Genomic DNA, 16,501 nt, shown 5'->3' with positions numbered 1-16,501 from the left:
ATGGCCAAGCTTTCCGGATCCATCGATGTCCCGCTGCCACCCGAGGTGGCCTGGCAGCACGCCTCTGACCTGTCCCGGTACAAGGACTGGCTGACCATTCACCGGGTGTGGCGCAGCACCTTGCCCGACGAGATCGAAAAGGGCACGGTCGTCGAGTCGATCGTCGAGGTCAAGGGCATGTACAACCGGATCAAATGGACGGTGGTGCGCTACAAGCCGCCCGAGGGCATGACGCTCAACGGCGACGGCGTCGGCGGGGTCAAGGTCAAGCTGATGGCCAAGATCGCGCCCAAGGACGACGGCTCGGTCGTCAGCTTCGACGTGCATCTGGGCGGCCCGGCGCTGTTCGGGCCCATCGGCATGATCGTCGCTGCCGCCCTGCGCGGCGACATCGACCGGTCGCTGGAGAACTTCGTCACGGTGTTCACCCGATCCGACCCCAGCACAAACGGCGACGGCAGGGCGCACGGCTGACCGCCGATGAGTTTTCGGTGGGGCGGCAGTCGGTAGTGGTGAAGCCCCCCTGTCGGGGGCCAGACACCCCAAGGAGGTCACCGTGCCCACCCGTGACAGCGCGCCGCTGGGCGCTCCCTGCTGGATCGACCTGACCACATCCGACGTGGCCCGTGCCCAGGAGTTCTACGGCGTGGTCTTCGGCTGGACGTTCGAGTCCGCCGGTCCCGAGTACCACGGATACGTCAACGCCGCCAAGGACGGCCATATGGTCGCGGGCCTGATGGCCAACCGGCCCGAAGCAGGATCACCGGACCACTGGACCACCTATTTTCACACCGCCGACCTCGACGCCACGCTGTCCGCGGTGACCGGGGCCGGCGGGTCGGTGTGCATGGCGATCGAGGTGCCCGCCAAGGGCCACATGGCCGTGGCGACCGACCCAACCGGCGCGGTGTTCGGCTTGTGGCAGCCGCTGGAGCACCGTGGCTTCGAGCTCATCGGGGCGGCCGGCAGTCCGGTCTGGCACCAGCTGACCACGCGCGGCTACGGCGCGGCCCTCGACTTCTACCGCGACGTGCTCGGATGGCAGACCGAGCCGGTTTCCGATACCGACGAATTCCGCTACAGCGCAGCCCGGTTCGGCGATGAGGAGCTGCTCGGCGTGATGGACGGCGCGGCCTTGTCGGAGGAGATTTCGCCTAACTGGGTGATCTTCTTCGGCGCCGAGGATGTCGACAAGACGCTGCGGGTGATCGCCGACAACGGCGGCGCCGTGGTGCGCGACGCCGAGGACACCCCGTACGGACGGCTGGCCGCCGCGAGCGATCCGACGGGTGCGATCTTCAACCTGTCCTCGCTGCCGACCTAGCGATCCAAGTGCGGCGAGCCGCGCGCTCGCTCACGCGGGCCGGTGCCGCAGTCCGTTAATCTCGCTAGCATGACTCGCCGACTCCGTCCCGGTTGGCTGGTGGTGTTTTTCGCCGTGGTGGTGTCGGCCAGCGCATGGCTGCCGTGGCTGAGGACGACCGTGAACGGCGGGGGCTGGGCCAACGCCATCGGCGGCGCACACGGCAACCTGGAACTGCCGCGGGGGTTCGGCGCGGGCCAGCTCATCGTGCTGTTGGCCTCGACGCTACTGGTGGTCGGCGCGATGATCGGTCGTGGCCTCTCGGTGAAAGTGGCTTCGATTGCCGCCCTGTTGATTTCGTCGCTGCTGGTGGCCCTCACGGTGTGGTATTACAAGATCAACGTCAGCCCGCCGGTGTCGGCCGAATACGGCCTCTACGTCGGGGCGGGTGCTGCCGTCTGCGCGGTGGCGTGCTCGCTAGTGGCCGTCATCGCGGCGTTGGCCTCTGGACGGCCCGTCCGCTGAACCGTCAGGCCGACGGGAATTCGTGTTTTCCCGAACTGGCGCTGTGGCCGGGCTCGTTGACGCCGAACACGAAGGGCGCGAACACGATCTCGCGACCGTCCGGGTCGCGGAAGGTGACCGCACCGGTGGCCGCCCAATAGGGGTGCTGTTCGACAGGCGACGTCCCGGACGCTAGAAGACGGGCGGTCGCGGCCTGTTGGGCCCGCTTGTCGGGGAAGTACAGGCACAGCTGCTCGTGCTGGTCCACAGCGATGGGCTCGGGCGATTCGACGATCTCCAGCGTCAGGTTCCAGCTGGGCAGCCCGAAGATGGCGCCGTTGCTGCCGTAGCTTCCCTCGAAAGTCTCATAGAGCGGCAGCCCTACTAGTTCACGGTAAAACCGCACCGTCTCAGCGAAATTCGACGACCGGCGAGCGAAACGCAGACCGCCGATTGGGGCCAGCTGTGCGGGCCAGTGCGTCATCCGGCGGCGATGCGGCATCGTCACAACCCAATCGCCGCGGCCGCCGACTCCGTGGTGCGCCAACGCCGCAGCTCTGTTCCGGGTGCCCACGTCGAATGGGTGCCGCTGGAGATGCGCTCCGGCAGTTGTACTTTGCACACCGGGCCGTCGCCGACCCGGGTGGCATCGAACACCAGGCAATAGGAGGCGTCGGCGTTCATGTCGGTGGTGAGGGTGACCAGGTAGCCGTCGTCTTCGCCGACGGCGCCCGCGCGCGGCGCCATCGCGGTCTCGCTGCCGTAGACGCCGTCGCCGAAGGCGAATTTTTCCTCGTACCCGGTGCGCAGGTCGTGTTTGACCAGACCGTCGAACAAGAACCAGCCGGGCTTGCCGGTGGCGGCGTAGGTGTAGCGGTAGTCGCGCGCGGCGTGGCCGGGATTGATGGTGCCGAACTCGGTGATGGACTCCGAGAGCTGCTCTTCTCGTACCGCGCCGGTGACCAGGTTGAAGCGCCACCGATGCAGCCGGGCCTGCAGACGATCCAGGGCGAGGAAGCGAAACAGCTTCTCCCACTTGGTTCCTCCGGTATCCAGGGGAGACGGATCACCTTCGAAGAACCCGTCGAGCACGATCTCGTCGCCGACCTCGTAGGCATTGGTGAAGTGCAGCACGAAAGTGGGATCGGCCTCGAACCAGCGAATGTCTCCGGTGCCGCCGCGGCGCGGAATCACCGCGAATCGCGACGGCATGTCGGGATAGAAGCGGGGCAGGTGCACGTCGTGCTCGAGCAGCTGAGGATCCCAGAACAAGGGGAAATCGTTGAGGATGGCGTAGTTTTCGGTGAACGCCATGTCATGGGGGAGCCGCGGGCCGGGCAGCGGGATGTCGACATAATGTGCCAGCTCGTTGCGCTCGTCGACCACGCCATAATGCATGTACGGCTCTTGCTTACTGTAGTTGAAGAACAGCAATTCGCCGGTTCTGTTGTCTACCTTGGGATGTGCGGACGCGCCCCAGTCGGCCGGAAAGCCGCCGTTCCAGGACTCCTTGCCGAGGGTGTCGGCCGTGTACGGGTCGATCCGGTACAGGTCGCCGCACTGGTAGAAACTGGTCAGCGCGACCCCGCGGTGGACGGTGACGTCTGTGCTTGACGCATCCTTCATCCGGGTGCGCGCGCCCCACCCTTGCTCGCGGCGGGCCAGTTGGACGGGCTCGGCCAGACCCGGCCACAGCGGTCCGCCGGTCTCGTTCTCGGCGAGAAAACCGTCGGTGCGGATGAATCTGTTGCGGTAGAAGGCCTTTCCGTCCCGGAAGCCAACCACGTGCACCATGCCGTCGCCGTCGAACGGGTGATAGGTCTTCAGTGCGGGGTGGAGCGGGTTCTCGGTGTTGCGCAGGTAGACGCCGTCCAGGTCGCGGGGGATCTCACCCTCGACGGCGACGAGGTCATCGGCGTCCCACTCGGTGGTCTGGGGGCGCCATGGCCCGGTTCGGTAGGGGTGATCGTCGTCTTCGGGCAGGGTTGACAGGAACTTGCCGACGATTTCAACATCCATGGCTCACGCGCCTTCGGTGCCGCTGACGACGAAACTGACTGTGGTTGCGGTACTTCCGCCGAAGTTCAGCGTGCCGAAGGTCTGCGCGCCGTCGACCTGATACTCGCCGGCGGCGCCGCTGACCTGCTTGGCCGCGTCGAGCAGCATCCGCACGCCGGACGCGCCGACCGGGTGTCCGCCGCCGATCAGCCCGCCGCTGGGGTTGATCGGCAGCCGGCCCCCGATTTCGATCTCGCCGTTCTCGACGGCCTTCCACGATTCACCCGGACCGGTCAACCCGAGATGGTCGATGGCCAGGTACTCGCTGGGGGTGAAGCAGTCGTGCACCTCGAATCCGTCCACGTCGTCGAGGCCGTGCCGCGCGCGGCGCAACGCATCGGCGACCGCGGCCCGCACGTGGGGCAGAACGTACGGGTCACCGTCGGCGCGGTCCAGTTTCTGTCGTAGTCCCAGCCCGACCGTGCGGTGACCCCACCCGTCGATGCGCCCGATCGGGCGCGCATCGGGGTGCTCGCGCAGATAGGCGTCGCTGACGAGCACCAAACCCGCGCCGCCGTCGGTCATTTGGCTGCAGTCGAACCGCCGCAGCCGGCCTTCGGTGATCGGGTTGGTCGCGTCGTCGTCGCCGATCGGGTCCGGGATGGTCCACTCGCGGGTCTGCGCGTTGGGATTGCGCCGAGCGTTGGCGAAGTTGAGCTGTGCGATGGCTCGCAGGTGCGCGTCGTCCAGGCCGTACCGCCGGTCGTATTCGTCGGCCAGTTGGGCGAACATGGACGGCCACAGGTAGCGGGCGTCGGCGCCCTCGTGTCCGGTCCACGCGGCGGCACCCAGATGCTGGGCGGCGGTGTCGCCGGGGACGGTCTTCTCCAGCTCGATGCCCACCACCAGTGCGGTGTCGTATGCGCCCGATCGCAGATCGGCCATCGCCGCCAGCACCGCCACGCTGCCGGACGCGCACGCCGCTTCGTGGCGCGAGGCCGGGGTGTCCCACAGGCCGTCGCAGACCGTCGCCGGCATCGCCCCGAGGTGGCCCTGGCGGGCGAACATCTCACCGAAGGCGTTGCCGACGTGCACCACCTCGATGGCGGCCGGATCGACCTTCGCCGCGGTCAGTGTGGCGTCGACAACCTCGACGGTCAGCGCGGCGAAGTCGCGGCCTTCTCTGGTCAGGTTGCGCGCGAAATCGCTTTGGTAACCACCGAGAATCCACACGCCTGGCGACCCATCCATACGCCGACGGTACTCCCGCACCGCGGTGTTGTTGAGGCCAATCGGCGAGCCGTTGCGGACCGGTGTTCGGGCCGTGAAAGGCCCGAGAAGAGGGCGGCCCCGTCGGCTCTCGGGCTGAACCGACGGGACCTAGGCGGACACGAAGGCCGGCCGACGTGCTCGCCTCTGTTGGATCATTGCCGCCCATGGGGGTCGACAAACATGCTGACCCAATCTGTTTCAGTGTGGCATGGCGTTCGCGCTGTGCCAGGCGAATGGCGAATTTCGTTTTGCGTGTGTGCAACAGCGTCGGGTCGGTCCCGTCGGCGAGAGTCTGAGCTGCGCCAATGTGGTGCGCTTGTACCGATGCGCGCCCGGGGCGCGACCGGCGCGGCGCGCCGCTGCCCGGCTGGACGACAGGTCGTCGCGCAAGTCGATGTCTGTGCCGTTCTCCTCGGCTCGGTCAGCAAAGTGGTGCCCCACCCACCGCGGCGCCTCGAACGGCGGCCCGGGCGCCGATGAACCCCGGGAATGAAACGCCCGCTACCGAGTGACGGGAGTGTCGCCGGCGGGAAGCCGCCTCGGTTCGGTCCGACCGGCCCGTGGCCCCATCCTGGCAGCGCTTCCGGCGCCGCGTGGTTGACTGTGTTGGCGACAACGGCAAAGCCGACAACGCCTCTCAACTGCACGGTTCGGCCCGGAGTTAACCGTCGAACGGGTGCGGCCGCGCCGCGATCGCCGCGTTGCGACACGGTCACGGATGGATACCTATCGGTTCATCACTGGTCACATATGCCCCGTGGATCACTATCGTCACATGAGCCAACTAAGGACCGGCGTCCTACCCCTCGAAAGGTGTTACATGTCGGCGTTTCTGCGAAGTGTGTCGCTCACGATGGCGTCGGCGGCCGCTGTCGGATTCGTCCTCGTGATCGGACCCGCGCCAACGGCAAACGCCACACCGTGTGGGGCGCCCGAGGCGAACGTCGATCCTCCCGCGCCGCCGGTGGCCATGCCCGCGCCGCAGCCGGTCGTCCAGCCGCCGACAGGGCGCAGGCCCACGCACACGAACGACCAGGCGCCGCTGCCTCGGCTGGGCCCGCTGATCTCGTCACTGCTCAAGCCGACAGCTCCAGGCCGGCAGTACTCCGCACCGGTGCATCCGCGAGCCGAAGGGCCCGGCGCCGACCCGGCCGCGCCGATGTACCCGCAAGCCGAGGTGCTGCCGCCAGGACCCAATCCGCCCGCGCCCGGGGTTCCCGCGCTGCCGCCGAATGCCAACCAGCTGCGTCCCAACGCCGCGCCGATGCCGCAGCCGCAGCCCGAGCCCGGCCCGCCGCCCCCTTCGATCGCCGGGGCGCCGACGTCACTGGTCGACTGGGTAACCGGACCGAACGGTCCGAACAAGACCCTGCAACGCTTCAGCATCTCCGGCACCGACCTCGGGATCGCCTGGGACAACGGCGATCCCGCCAACCGTCAGGTGCTGATGGCCTTCGGTGACACGTTCGGCTATTGCAAGGTGCACGGCCAGCAGTGGCGCTACAACACCTTGTTCCGCAGCAACGACCACGACCTGTCCAAGGGGATTCACATCGCCGACGGTGTGCCCAACGACCGGTATTCGGGGTCGCCGGTGTGGGCGCCCGGGCTGTCCAAGCAGGTCGTCAACACCATCCACAAGGCGGCGCACGAGACGGGAATCATCCCGACCGCGGCGATGTCCATGGGCCGCACGCAGTACATGAGCTACATGTCGATCCGCCAGTGGGGCCGCGACGGCGAGTGGTCGACCAACTACTCGGCGATCGCCAGGTCCAACGACAACGGCCAGAACTGGGGGATCTTCCCGACCACCATCCGCACGGCCTCACCGGACGCCATTCCGGGAGCCGGGTTTACGCCGGGCAATGAGAACTTCCAGATGGGCGCCTTTCTGAAGGGGAACGACGGCTACCTCTACCAATTCGGCACCCCGTCGGGACGTGGCGGCGCGGCGTTTCTGTCCCGCGTCCCACCGAACCAACTGCCCGACCTGACCAAGTACCAGTACTGGAACGGCGACAACGGCGGCCATTGGGTCGCAAACAATCCCGGCGCGGCGACGCCGATCTTCCCCGGGCCGGTTGGCGAAATGTCGGCGCAATACAACAGTTATCTCAAGCAGTACCTGGTGCTCTACACCGACGGCGGCAGCAACGACGTGGTGGCAAGGACCGCGCCGACGCCGCAAGGCCCCTGGAGTCCCGAGCAACCGCTGGTGTCCTCCTTCCAGATGCCCGGCGGCATCTACGCGCCGATGATCCATCCCTGGTCGTCGGGACGAGACCTGTACTTCAACCTGTCGTTGTGGTCGGCATACGACGTGATGCTGATGCACACCGTGCTGCCGTAAAGCGTTGCCACCGAACAACGATGGCCGAGTGAGAGGAGGGCGACGATGATCGCCTTGGAGTATCACGACAATTGTTGCGGCCTGGCCGACCCGCTCACTCCTCTCGCGGCGGCGGCCCTACCCGACGGCGTGCCCAGTTCGTCGGCGGGCGCGGCGTCGAGGGGCGACAGTGTCGGCGGCGCGCAGGCCCACACGGTGTTCGACGGTCACCGGCCGGATTTCTGGACGGTGGGCAGGCCGGGCCTGCGGGACATCGAGGTGTGCATCGAAGGGACCCGCGCCGACGGCGCGATCAGTCTGGGTCTGGTGGTCAACGGCCTGGACTGCAGTGGTGTTCCGATCGACCAGGCGCTTTCGCTCGCAGACGCCCGGGGGGATGCGGGCGTCTGCGGCGTTAGCTGCCGGGGAGGCGGACACCTCAAAGCCAGTTAGCAAACGGCGCAAGGCTTTTCCGCGAGGCCGTCGTCGCCGATCTGTGTCAGGGGGTCTCGGTCACGGCGGCGGCGGAATCCACCGCTTGCCGTCCGTGGTCCACCCGCAGGGCAGATAGTTCCAATGTGCCGGCGGATTGGGGTCGAAACTCAGGCACTTCGGTGCGTAGAACGAAGGGGCGGGCGGGGGAGGCGGCGCCGGCTGATTCTCGGCGCTGGCGGTAGCCCCGCTGAGCAGCACGGCCCCAGCGGCCATCAGTGTCGCGACTAGCTTCCGCATCGCAGGCTCGGCAGGTCTTATGTCCCGACGAAGCGACGGGCGCTACGTTTCTTCCCTGACACGCACGTTATAGATGCTAGTCCTGATTTGCGCGCCGCGTGAGTATCTGTATCGCCAGTGCCGAACGCGTATTCCCCGCGACGGTGAGACCTCGCGGCCTGTTACGCGGCGCTGTGGCGATGCCACGGCGCGTGCGCCGACGCCTTCCTCAACTCACGGTGGCCGGCCGACAGGTGAGACACCGAGGCCAGGGCCATGTCGCCGCCTCGCGCGCGACGAACGGCGTTGCGACGGATCCACCAGACGCCCGCCATACCCACGACGGCGAGCGCCAGCGCCGCCACGATCACGACGTCGCCCAGGGCGAGCAACAAGATAAAGCCCGCGATGAGCCAAAGTGTTTCGGCAATCGGGTAACGGGCGCCGGAGCCGGTAGGGGTCTGCATGTCAGCCTCGCTAGGTGGTGTCACCGTTCGTCAGTGACTATGTCGTTCAACACCGGGGCGCCCGCAAGGGTTGCCCGGTCAGGGGCCGACGTGACCCAACTCACCAGGCGCTTACGCCGTCGAGGCGACGGCGGGTCGTTGGTTGGCCAGCGCGGCAAGCCCTAGGCCGAGGAACAGCGCTGCGCCGCCCCCGGTGACGACGGCACCGGCCGGCGGCAGCGTCTGGCGTCGGATGCCGCGCAGCGCCGCGATGACGTCCAGGGCATCGGTGAGCAGCCCAAGTTGTAATGCGCGGGTGCGCAACCGCGGAGAGGCATCCGTGACGGCGAGGGCCAGCGTCAATTCGCGCGACCCGAACAGTTGGGTGATGAAGGGCTGCTGTCGCGCGGTAGCGAGCCCGAACAGGCGTGCGGCCCTGTTCGGGGCGGCCCATGCGGCGACGCCGGTGGCGAAGCGCAGCGCGGCGAATGTCGGGATGAGGGCGCTGTTCGGTGTGGTGGTCATTATCTCGAACTTAAGGCATGTGAGGCCGAAGTCATGTAGCAATAGCCTTAGCGGATTCGAGCGGTGGTACGGAGTATCAGAAAGGTTTTGAGGTGCGTTACAAACAGTTCGTGTTCGAGAACTTCAAAGGCATCGAGCAGATGACTTTGAACCTGGACGGCGATGTGACGACCCTGATAGGACTCAATGAGAGCGGCAAGACCACTATCTTAGAAGCCATATTCTGCTTTTCCTATGGACGGGAGGATCTTGAGGTAATCAATCCCACACTTGCATCACTGCGCGACCCCGAGCAGTGGATCCCTATCGCCAAACGAGCAAACTTCAACGAAACGATAAAGATACAGGCAACGGTCAACCTTGACGAAGAAGATAAGAAAGCGATCACCACAGAGCTTAAAGATGCGAACAATATACGATTGACGTCACTTTCTGACGAAATACGAATTACAGAGCTCTACCGATTCAAGAATTCGAGGTATGTGAAAACCGACCGCCTATGGAAGGTAGAAATCGACGGGATGACAGATCGTCAAAGAAAGGCACGCCCGTTCAGGGGTCGAACGCCTGAGTGGAGCGCGGCGATTGAGGCAATTACTGCATCGTTACCCCGAATCTGGTACTTTCCGAACTTTCTGTTCGAGCTCCCTGAGCGGTTCGATCTTACGCCTAACGCATCAACCGATGATGAGGTTAACGACCGAAATAAATTCTACCGCAATACTTTTGAGCAGATATTGGGCGGATTGGCAATTGATGCAAATCTTGATACCCACCTAATAGAACGCCTGAAACCCGAAAATCGTACGGAAAAGCGTGCCCTAGACGCAGTGCTCCAGAAGATGGGCCAATCGGTAACGTCTCGGATTATCGATGGTTGGAACAGTATCTTTCGCCATACCTCGAATGCCCAAGAGGTCGCGATCACCGCGGATCTGGATACTGACTTGCCGGATTCGCCCCCGTATCTCGAACTGAAGATTAAAGGGCCCGAGGGGATTTATGATCTCAGTGAACGTAGCCTCGGCTTCCGCTGGTTCTTCATGTTCCTCCTGATGACGTCATTTCACGGCGACCCGGCGTCGAATCGAAAGGCTCTATTCTTGCTGGATGAGCCCGCGTCTAACTTGCACTCAAGCGCGCAAGCGCAACTGTTGAAGAGTTTCGAGCGCCTTCTTGACCGTTGTGCGCTGATCTACACAACGCACAGCCACCATCTGATCAACGTGAAGTGGCTCGATTCGGCGCTCGTCGTCAAGAATGCGGCGCTCGGTTCGTTCGACCTCGACGACTACCTCAGCGTCAGGACAGGGGCCGACACCTCCGTCTCCGCCATCCCATACAGGCAGTTTGTTGCCAATCACCCCGACCAGCAGTCCTATTTCCAGCCTGTTCTAGACCTACTTGAGTACACTCCGTCGTCGCTAGAACCAGTCCCGGAAGTTGTTCTCGTCGAAGGTAAGTCGGACTTCTACCTATTGCGATACATGATCGATGTGATCGGCGTCCGAGGTGACCTCAAGACTGTGCCGGGCGGTGGGGCCGGATCGCTTGAACCTCTCATTCGCCTCCATATTGGCTGGGGCAAGAGCTTCATCATCCTTCTTGACGGCGACAAGGAGGGGAGAGACCAAATGGAGCGTTACCACGAGGAGTTCGGACCGATGGTGCGTGATCGGTGTGTGCTGTTGCCCGAGGCGTGCGATGCTAAGACTGCGATCGAGGCCGAGAAACTCCTGAGTACAAGCGATTTCGACACCATCCTCGACGCAATCTATCCAGCGGGCTCGCCTCGGCCCGCTAGGAAGAAGGCCCTGAGAAATGCGGTTATGGAGCTGCTTGCTGCCAAGAGGGCGGTAGCAATCGAGCAGTCCACCATTCGACGGTTTGAGACGTTGATCGCGAATCTTAACGAGAGACTGACGGCCCTTTGAGAGGCACCGGTACCCCAAAGACGTGCAGAGCGCGGATCAAACGGATTTGAGTCTCGTGCACAAAGACAGGTTTTAGGCTCCCCCGTCAGCCGCGGGGTGAGCTGCTGCCTTCATCTCGGCTGTCGTGCCACTGACTACGCGAATATGCCTGGCGTGCCAGGGATTGGCCAGGATGCTGTCGAGCATCCGACGGCAGCCGCTCTTCCATATTGCGGCGCACGATCTGGCCGTTATATAGGTGCGCGGTGCTCACTTTGGCGGCTTGCCCTTCGGCATAGCGGCCGGAGGAAGTCGCAGCGTGGACCGGATTGCCGCCGGAATCGGGCTGACGTCACAACCGGACATGGGCGCGTCGAGGGCAGACGATGCACCTCGGCAAGTGAATCGAACACCTTCATCACTCATGAGCACCCGAAGATGGTGCTCGAAATTCGTTCGGGAGGTCGAATTGGCGCAACGCAGTCGCTGAGCGACGATTCTTCGTCGTCGGGTTCCACGGCTGTGGTCAACGTTCGATCCTGTTGCCCGGCCACCTCAAAAGCTTCGCCGCCGGTTCCTCGATGTTTGCGTTGGCGGTGATCCGCCATCTGAAGGCAGCCGCTCAGATCCCACTGCTATTCGGCACATTCGGGCACAGATCGTGCAACGCGTAATGTACCAGAGTCCCGGCCGTGGCGTAGTCGGACGGCAAACCTCGAGAATCGAGATCTTTTGACACCCATGACTTCGCGGCGTCGGGGCTTATCCCGACCTTGCCGACCTCAAAGCAGACCTGCCGTCCCTCGACAAGTAATTCTTGGTCAGACATTGCCGGGTGCACCATGCCGGGCTGCTTGAGGTCTGCTAGGTACTGGTTGTCGTCAGCGCATGCGGGCGTTGCGCAAACAACCGCAGCAGAGCAGATCCCGAGAAGCACTAGCGTGTTCCGAACGCGGCTGTGGCACTGATCCATATCTTGATCTCTCCTAAACGGCTGTCTGAGTCGCAGTATGCGGTTCGGTTCACTCGTTGCTAGTCCTGGCGGCGCGTTACGAGGCGAAGCTGTGGGGCCTAGTTCGGCGGGAGGTTGACGTCCGGGCAGAGGGCTCCGTCAGCGGCCCCGATGACCACGTTGGCCTGATTTCTGGAGTAGACCCCGTCACTCGTCGTCATATCCACAAGCGTGTCGACCGATGTGCCGCCGCTTAGCGCGCGACAAATAATTCGGCCGAATTGGATCGCAGCCGCGCGATTGCTGTAAGGGACACCTATCCCGTCGAGAGTGGCTATATACATGTCCTCCCCTGAGTCAGCATGTGCCGGAGCGGCAACTATCAGGCCACCGAGAAGGGCCGCGCTGATTACGAGTATTTGGGGATTGGTCATTAGAGCGGTGCCAGACTGGGGCAGTAATGCTGGACGGATCGATCGACAAAGTGCGCCGCCTCGGTCATGTTCCACGAATGCTCTTGCTTTACCTGGATCATCGCGTCCAACATCGAGCCATTGCCGGACAGCAGGTAACTGCAGACCGCGTGCCCTCCTGTGATCGCGTCGAAACGGTTCATCGAGATGCCGTCGCCTGTGATCGCCGCGATGAACGCGTCATCCTCCGCGCGATCGGCTTTCGCGGTCGGGCTCGCAATGAACGCCATCAGGGCCAGCGCGGCGGCCATCAGTATCGTTCTCACACTTTGCTCCTACCACGTCCATATGGTTGGGGGTGGTTGATTCGCAACAATGGGACCGCCCAGGGAAAAAACCGATTCTGGAGCTACTGCGCCATGCCGTCGCTGATCGAGACGCAGCGCGCCTCGGTGTGGCGAACGTGGAACCCCATTCGCCAGGGCGCTTCAACGGAGCCGGGCCCGCTGGCTAGCGATTGGCACGCGCTGCGGAAGATCACACACAGATCGCACGAGCCGCCGGCCAGGTACCGTCAAAACAGCCTGGCCAGGCGATCATGCTGGTGCACATGTAGTGCCCCTGCGAGATCGACAGGCCATCACGGCCTGATACCGCTGCTCGGCCACGCTTAACTCCCTCATCTTGGGAGTGTCAAGGATCAACCGAAACAACTGTCAAGGATCAGCCGAAACACCGTCAGGCATCACCCGACATAGATCCGTCAAGCATCAGCCGAAGTCACACACATTATGCGGTGCCCCCGGCAGGATTCGAACCTGCGACACCGGCTTTAGGAGAGCCGTGCTCTATCCCCTGAGCTACGAGGGCGGACGGGCCTGAGCTTACCGGCAGGCCGACCCCTGAATCGCCACGGCGGTCACCGCAGTTCGGCGATCACCTTCGAGAAGTTCTCGATGTTGTTGTCCTGCACGGTGAAGGACGAGACGCCGTACTTCTCCCGGTACCCGGACAAGGTGTCGGCGATCTCGCGCGGCGAACCGCTGAGCACCGAGGGCTGCGACAGGATCTCCTCGTCGGACAGGTCCGGCGAATAGGCGCGGGTCAGCTTGAGGTCGGGCTCGGTCTCGCCGGCCCGCGGCATCGCGGTGATGGCCAGATTCAGCTCCAGCGAGTCGAACCGATCTCCGGCGGCCTTGCGGACGAAGTCGACCCGCTCGGCGAACGGGTCCTCGACGTCGCGCACCCTGGATCCGGTCAGCCCGATGATGTCGGCGTTGCGGGCGGCGATGGTCAGCACCCGATCGCCGTTGCCGGCGATGATCAGCGGCGTCGACGGGTGGTGCTCTTTCAGGTACTTCGTCATGTGTTCGAGGTAGTCGACCCGCTCGCGGGCGCTGGGATACGGGATCTCCGCGGCTTCGAACTCCTCGCGGACGTAACCGGTGCCCAGCCCGATCTCCAGGCGGCCGTCGCTGAGCAGGTCCAGTGCCTGCATGTCCCGGCTGAGCAGGGCCGGCTTGTAGAACGCCGAATTGAGCACATACATGCTCAGCCGCAGCGTCGTGGTGGCCATCGCGACCGCGGTCAGCGTCGGGAAGGGCGCGGCGGCGCCCAAATGGTCGGGCACACAGAGAATGTCGAAGCCGGCGTCCTCAGCGCGCTTGGCCTTGTCCAGCAGGGCATCGCGCGACTTGAAGAACCGCATGCTCATTCCGAAGCGAAAATCCTTGGCCACCAACATTCTCCGTTCAACGATGCGATATCGACCAACTGCGGGCGGCGTCGGCCAACCCCTGGATCAGGGCGCTGGTGACCGACGACAAACCGTCGTCACCCGGCAGCGGGCTGCGCGGGCTGATCCCGCGGACCCGCGCCGAGAGCTCCAGCTGGGTTCCACCGGCACGCACCCGGTTCACCGGGTTGCGCGGATGCAGGCCCCGCAGTTCCGGTGGGATCTCGTCGAGGTCGGTGATCAACTGGTAGCCGGCCAGCCGGACGTGCCGGGCCAGGTGGGCGGCCAGCGCCCGGTTGCGGCCCCCCGCCAGTAGCTGGGTGCTGCGGCCGTCGCGGCCGTACCCGTGCAGTGACACCGCGACGTCGACATGGTCGAGGAACTCGGCGAGCCGCGGTGATTCGGCCGGGTCGAACAGCGCCGACGCCAGGTGGTGCGGGTAGCGATCGGGATGGCGCACCACATACACCGACGCACCGGCCGTCTCGGCGGCGCGTTCGGCGATCACGTCCGTCATCTCTTCCAGCCCACCGCCGTGGATCGCCAAAAAGCCGAAACGCGAACGCAATTGGCTGCTCTCCGTCACCCCGGGCTCGCTCAGTAACGCCGAAAACGATTGCGGCCCAGCCCCGGACGTCGACGATTTCGGGCGGGGCCAGCCGGCCGGATCCCAGCGGCGCAAGAAGTCGACCCAGCGTTGCGGCAACCCGTGCTGGGTGGCGCCGTCGATGATCTTGGGTAGGTAGCCCGGCCGCGGTGGGCCCGGCGTCACCCGGTGGTCGATGTACACCCAGGCCGGCGCCGGTCCGTCGTCGGTGTGCACGGTCATTTCGTCGCGCCGGTAGCGCACCGGCACACCCTCGGCGCTGTCCAACGTCGCCAAGTCACCGTCGGAGATCTGCCAGACCACCCCGTAAACCTGGTTACCGGCGAGCGGTTCGACGGTGGCCACGCCGCGCTGGTTGATCAGCCAGTCGTGGTCGGCCAGCACCGCCGGCCGCGGATCCGCGGCGTCGGGGCAGCGCTGCGCCATCTGACGGACGCATAGGTTCGACCCGTATGCGAAGTAAAGGTGCCGGCGGGCCGGCATTCAGCCGGTCACCGTCAGCCAGATGAGCACCACGTTAAGCAGACTAATCAATACGCCGACGGCCCAGCCGAGAATGGTGGTGATGCGGTGATTGACGTCGCCGCCCATCAGGCCGCGATTGCTGGTCAGCTTGATCAAAGGCAGCACGGCAAAAGGTATTCCGAACGACAACACCACCTGGGACAACACCAGCGCGCGGGTGGGGTCGAACCCCACCGCCAGGATCACCAGGGCGGGCACCAGGGTGATCACCCGGCGCAGCACCATGGGGACCGAGCGGTGCAGCAACCCCTGCATGATCATGGCGCCGGCGTAGGCGCCCACCGACGACGACGCCAGACCCGATGCCAGCAGCCCGACCGCGAACAGCACCGCGATGGTCGCGCCCAGCGTGTTGTGGATCGCGGAGTAGGCACCCTCGATGGAGGCGCTCACGTCGCGGTGCTGCAGGTTGATCGCGGCGATGATCAGCATCACGGCGTTCACCGTGCCGGCGACCGTCATCGCCAGCACCACATCCCAGCGGGTGACGCGCAGCAGCAGGCGCCGGTGTGACCCCTCGTCGGGGTGGCCGTGCCGGTCCAGGACCAGGCCCGAATGCATGTAGACCGCGTGCGGCATGACGGTGGCGCCCAGGATGGCGGCCGCCAACAGCACGCTTTCGGTGCCGCGGAACCGGGGCACCAGGCCGCCGAGCATCTCCTCAGGAGGGGCGGTCTTGACAAAGTAGCTTGCCGCGAACCCGACCGCGATCACCAGCAGCAGGCCGGTGATGACGCGCTCGAAGATGATCTGTCCGCGCCGATCCTGAATCCCCAACAGCAGCAAGGCGACCAGGCCGGTGATCACGCCGCCCACCAGCAGCGGCAGGTTGAACAGAATGTGCAAGGCGATGGCCCCGCCGACGACCTCGGCCGCATCGGTGGCAATGGCCACGAGTTCGGCCTGAGCCCAGTAGACGAGCCGAGCCGGGCGGCCCATCCGCTTGCCGATCGTGGCGGGCAGGGAGCGCCCGGTGACCAGCCCCAGCTTCGCCGACAGGTACTGCACCAGCCCCGCCAGCACGTTGGCCGCCACGATCACCCACAACAGCAGGTAGCCGTACTGCGAGCCGGCGCTGACGTTGGCCGCGACGTTTCCGGGGTCGACGTAAGCGATCGCGGCGACGAACGCGGGCCCGAGCAAGTACCAGTTGCCCTTGAGCGAGCCCTGGGTGCGCTGCCCCAACGTGCCGACCTCGATTCACTTCACCGAATAAGAAAGTGAGGGTAGTCGAACATCTGGGCGCGACCCGCAGCGGCTAGGGC

At 64.9% G+C, this 16,501-nt stretch carries 18 protein-coding genes and 1 tRNA gene; 6 read left to right on the top strand and 13 right to left on the bottom strand.

All coding sequences use genetic code 11. The annotated features are described in order from the left end of the window. From A5624_RS13130 to A5624_RS13120, 3 genes are all read left to right on the top strand, one after another. On the top strand, nt 1–474 hold the full coding sequence (locus tag A5624_RS13130) for an SRPBCC family protein (protein ID WP_066866772.1): 474 nt from the start codon (nt 1–3) through the stop codon (nt 472–474). Between the two features lie 82 nt (nt 475–556). Continuing rightward, entirely contained in the window at nt 557–1,324 is a 768-nt protein-coding gene (locus tag A5624_RS13125) for a VOC family protein (RefSeq protein ID WP_066866771.1), read from the top strand. A gap of 69 nt (nt 1,325–1,393) precedes the next feature. Continuing rightward, entirely contained in the window at nt 1,394–1,828 is a 435-nt protein-coding gene (locus tag A5624_RS13120; protein ID WP_066866769.1) for a hypothetical protein, read from the top strand. A gap of 4 nt (nt 1,829–1,832) precedes the next feature. Here the strand turns inward: A5624_RS13120 and A5624_RS13115 are convergent, their stop codons facing one another. Genes A5624_RS13115 through A5624_RS13105 form a run of 3 tightly spaced genes read right to left on the bottom strand, consistent with a single transcriptional unit; the run spans nt 1,833 to nt 5,056 of the window. Beyond that, nucleotides 1,833–2,309: a VOC family protein gene (locus A5624_RS13115; RefSeq protein ID WP_066866843.1), complete on the bottom strand. Its 477-nt coding sequence runs from the start codon at nt 2,307–2,309 to the stop codon at nt 1,833–1,835. A gap of 2 nt (nt 2,310–2,311) precedes the next feature. Then, nucleotides 2,312–3,826 carry a carotenoid oxygenase family protein gene (locus tag A5624_RS13110; protein ID WP_066866767.1) on the bottom strand — a complete coding sequence of 505 codons (1,515 nt, stop codon included), beginning with the start codon at nt 3,824–3,826 and terminating at the stop codon, nt 2,312–2,314. Nucleotides 3,827–3,829: 3 nt separating this feature from the next. Next, nucleotides 3,830–5,056 (bottom strand): acetyl-CoA acetyltransferase, encoded by a 1,227-nt coding sequence (locus A5624_RS13105; RefSeq protein WP_066866765.1) that lies wholly within the window; start codon nt 5,054–5,056, stop codon nt 3,830–3,832. An 841-nt stretch (nt 5,057–5,897) separates the two neighbouring features. Here A5624_RS13105 and A5624_RS13100 point away from each other — a divergent pair. Together A5624_RS13100 and A5624_RS13095 are read left to right on the top strand one after the other, a co-directional pair. Next, a complete protein-coding gene (locus A5624_RS13100; RefSeq protein ID WP_066866762.1) occupies nt 5,898–7,430 on the top strand; it encodes a DUF4185 domain-containing protein in 1,533 nt (510 codons plus the stop codon). 45 nt (nt 7,431–7,475) lie between these two features. Further along, nucleotides 7,476–7,862 carry a hypothetical protein gene (locus A5624_RS13095; RefSeq protein WP_066866760.1) on the top strand — a complete coding sequence of 129 codons (387 nt, stop codon included), beginning with the start codon at nt 7,476–7,478 and terminating at the stop codon, nt 7,860–7,862. Between the two features lie 60 nt (nt 7,863–7,922). On the opposite strand, the gene A5624_RS27410 is transcribed toward A5624_RS13095, so the two are convergent. The 3 genes from A5624_RS27410 to A5624_RS13085 form a co-directional block, all read right to left on the bottom strand. Beyond that, complete coding sequence (locus tag A5624_RS27410; RefSeq protein ID WP_082972386.1) at nt 7,923–8,141, bottom strand: hypothetical protein; 219 nt, start codon at nt 8,139–8,141, stop codon at nt 7,923–7,925. Between the two features lie 161 nt (nt 8,142–8,302). After that, complete coding sequence (locus A5624_RS13090; RefSeq protein ID WP_066866758.1) at nt 8,303–8,587, bottom strand: hypothetical protein; 285 nt, start codon at nt 8,585–8,587, stop codon at nt 8,303–8,305. Between the two features lie 111 nt (nt 8,588–8,698). After that, on the bottom strand, nt 8,699–9,091 hold the full coding sequence (locus A5624_RS13085) for a hypothetical protein (RefSeq protein ID WP_066866756.1): 393 nt from the start codon (nt 9,089–9,091) through the stop codon (nt 8,699–8,701). Nucleotides 9,092–9,183: 92 nt separating this feature from the next. Here A5624_RS13085 and A5624_RS27405 point away from each other — a divergent pair, with 92 nt between their 5' ends. Continuing rightward, nucleotides 9,184–11,025: an ATP-dependent endonuclease gene (locus tag A5624_RS27405; RefSeq protein ID WP_082990562.1), complete on the top strand. Its 1,842-nt coding sequence runs from the start codon at nt 9,184–9,186 to the stop codon at nt 11,023–11,025. A 601-nt stretch (nt 11,026–11,626) separates the two neighbouring features. Here the strand turns inward: A5624_RS27405 and A5624_RS29500 are convergent. The 7 genes from A5624_RS29500 to A5624_RS13055 form a co-directional block, all read right to left on the bottom strand. Then, complete coding sequence (locus tag A5624_RS29500) at nt 11,627–11,977, bottom strand: DUF732 domain-containing protein (protein ID WP_082990561.1); 351 nt, start codon at nt 11,975–11,977, stop codon at nt 11,627–11,629. A gap of 98 nt (nt 11,978–12,075) precedes the next feature. After that, nucleotides 12,076–12,300, bottom strand: coding sequence for a DUF732 domain-containing protein (locus A5624_RS29495; protein ID WP_369827481.1), 225 nt, complete (start codon nt 12,298–12,300; stop codon nt 12,076–12,078). 89 nt (nt 12,301–12,389) lie between these two features. Further along, a complete protein-coding gene (locus tag A5624_RS13075) occupies nt 12,390–12,680 on the bottom strand; it encodes a DUF732 domain-containing protein (RefSeq protein WP_066866752.1) in 291 nt (96 codons plus the stop codon). Between the two features lie 486 nt (nt 12,681–13,166). After that, a tRNA-Arg gene (locus tag A5624_RS13070) sits at nt 13,167–13,239 on the bottom strand. A 49-nt stretch (nt 13,240–13,288) separates the two neighbouring features. Then, the gene (locus tag A5624_RS13065) at nt 13,289–14,113 is read right to left on the bottom strand and encodes an LLM class F420-dependent oxidoreductase (protein ID WP_066866750.1); all 825 of its coding nucleotides are present in this window, start codon (nt 14,111–14,113) and stop codon (nt 13,289–13,291) included. A gap of 7 nt (nt 14,114–14,120) precedes the next feature. Beyond that, nucleotides 14,121–15,194: a poly-gamma-glutamate hydrolase family protein gene (locus A5624_RS13060; RefSeq protein ID WP_066866748.1), complete on the bottom strand. Its 1,074-nt coding sequence runs from the start codon at nt 15,192–15,194 to the stop codon at nt 14,121–14,123. After that, a complete protein-coding gene (locus tag A5624_RS13055) occupies nt 15,195–16,436 on the bottom strand; it encodes an Nramp family divalent metal transporter (RefSeq protein WP_197518958.1) in 1,242 nt (413 codons plus the stop codon). Nucleotides 16,437–16,501 lie beyond the last annotated feature (65 nt).

It is taken from the genome of Mycobacterium sp. 1482292.6, assembly GCF_001672995.1.
GTDB classification, from domain to species: Bacteria; Actinomycetota; Actinomycetes; order Mycobacteriales; family Mycobacteriaceae; genus Mycobacterium; species Mycobacterium europaeum_A.
This window is presented reverse-complemented; position numbering and strand designations above follow the sequence as displayed.

What these genes read in the sequence shown, in the direction of transcription:
- A5624_RS13130 (WP_066866772.1), top strand. Translation starts at nt 1, where the DNA reads ATGGCCAAGCTTTCCGGATCCATCGATGTCCCGCTGCCACCCGAGGTG.
- A5624_RS13120 (WP_066866769.1), top strand. Translation starts at nt 1,394, where the DNA reads ATGACTCGCCGACTCCGTCCCGGTTGGCTGGTGGTGTTTTTCGCCGTG.
- A5624_RS13115 (WP_066866843.1), bottom strand. Translation starts at nt 2,309, where the DNA reads ATGCCGCATCGCCGCCGGATGACGCACTGGCCCGCACAGCTGGCCCCA.
- A5624_RS13110 (WP_066866767.1), bottom strand. Translation starts at nt 3,826, where the DNA reads ATGGATGTTGAAATCGTCGGCAAGTTCCTGTCAACCCTGCCCGAAGAC.
- A5624_RS13105 (WP_066866765.1), bottom strand. Translation starts at nt 5,056, where the DNA reads ATGGATGGGTCGCCAGGCGTGTGGATTCTCGGTGGTTACCAAAGCGAT.
- A5624_RS13100 (WP_066866762.1), top strand. Translation starts at nt 5,898, where the DNA reads ATGTCGGCGTTTCTGCGAAGTGTGTCGCTCACGATGGCGTCGGCGGCC.
- A5624_RS13095 (WP_066866760.1), top strand. Translation starts at nt 7,476, where the DNA reads ATGATCGCCTTGGAGTATCACGACAATTGTTGCGGCCTGGCCGACCCG.
- A5624_RS27410 (WP_082972386.1), bottom strand. Translation starts at nt 8,141, where the DNA reads ATGCGGAAGCTAGTCGCGACACTGATGGCCGCTGGGGCCGTGCTGCTC.
- A5624_RS13090 (WP_066866758.1), bottom strand. Translation starts at nt 8,587, where the DNA reads ATGCAGACCCCTACCGGCTCCGGCGCCCGTTACCCGATTGCCGAAACA.
- A5624_RS13085 (WP_066866756.1), bottom strand. Translation starts at nt 9,091, where the DNA reads ATGACCACCACACCGAACAGCGCCCTCATCCCGACATTCGCCGCGCTG.
- A5624_RS29500 (WP_082990561.1), bottom strand. Translation starts at nt 11,977, where the DNA reads ATGGATCAGTGCCACAGCCGCGTTCGGAACACGCTAGTGCTTCTCGGG.
- A5624_RS29495 (WP_369827481.1), bottom strand. Translation starts at nt 12,300, where the DNA reads ATGTATATAGCCACTCTCGACGGGATAGGTGTCCCTTACAGCAATCGC.
- A5624_RS13075 (WP_066866752.1), bottom strand. Translation starts at nt 12,680, where the DNA reads ATGGCCGCCGCGCTGGCCCTGATGGCGTTCATTGCGAGCCCGACCGCG.
- A5624_RS13065 (WP_066866750.1), bottom strand. Translation starts at nt 14,113, where the DNA reads ATGTTGGTGGCCAAGGATTTTCGCTTCGGAATGAGCATGCGGTTCTTC.
- A5624_RS13060 (WP_066866748.1), bottom strand. Translation starts at nt 15,194, where the DNA reads ATGCCGGCCCGCCGGCACCTTTACTTCGCATACGGGTCGAACCTATGC.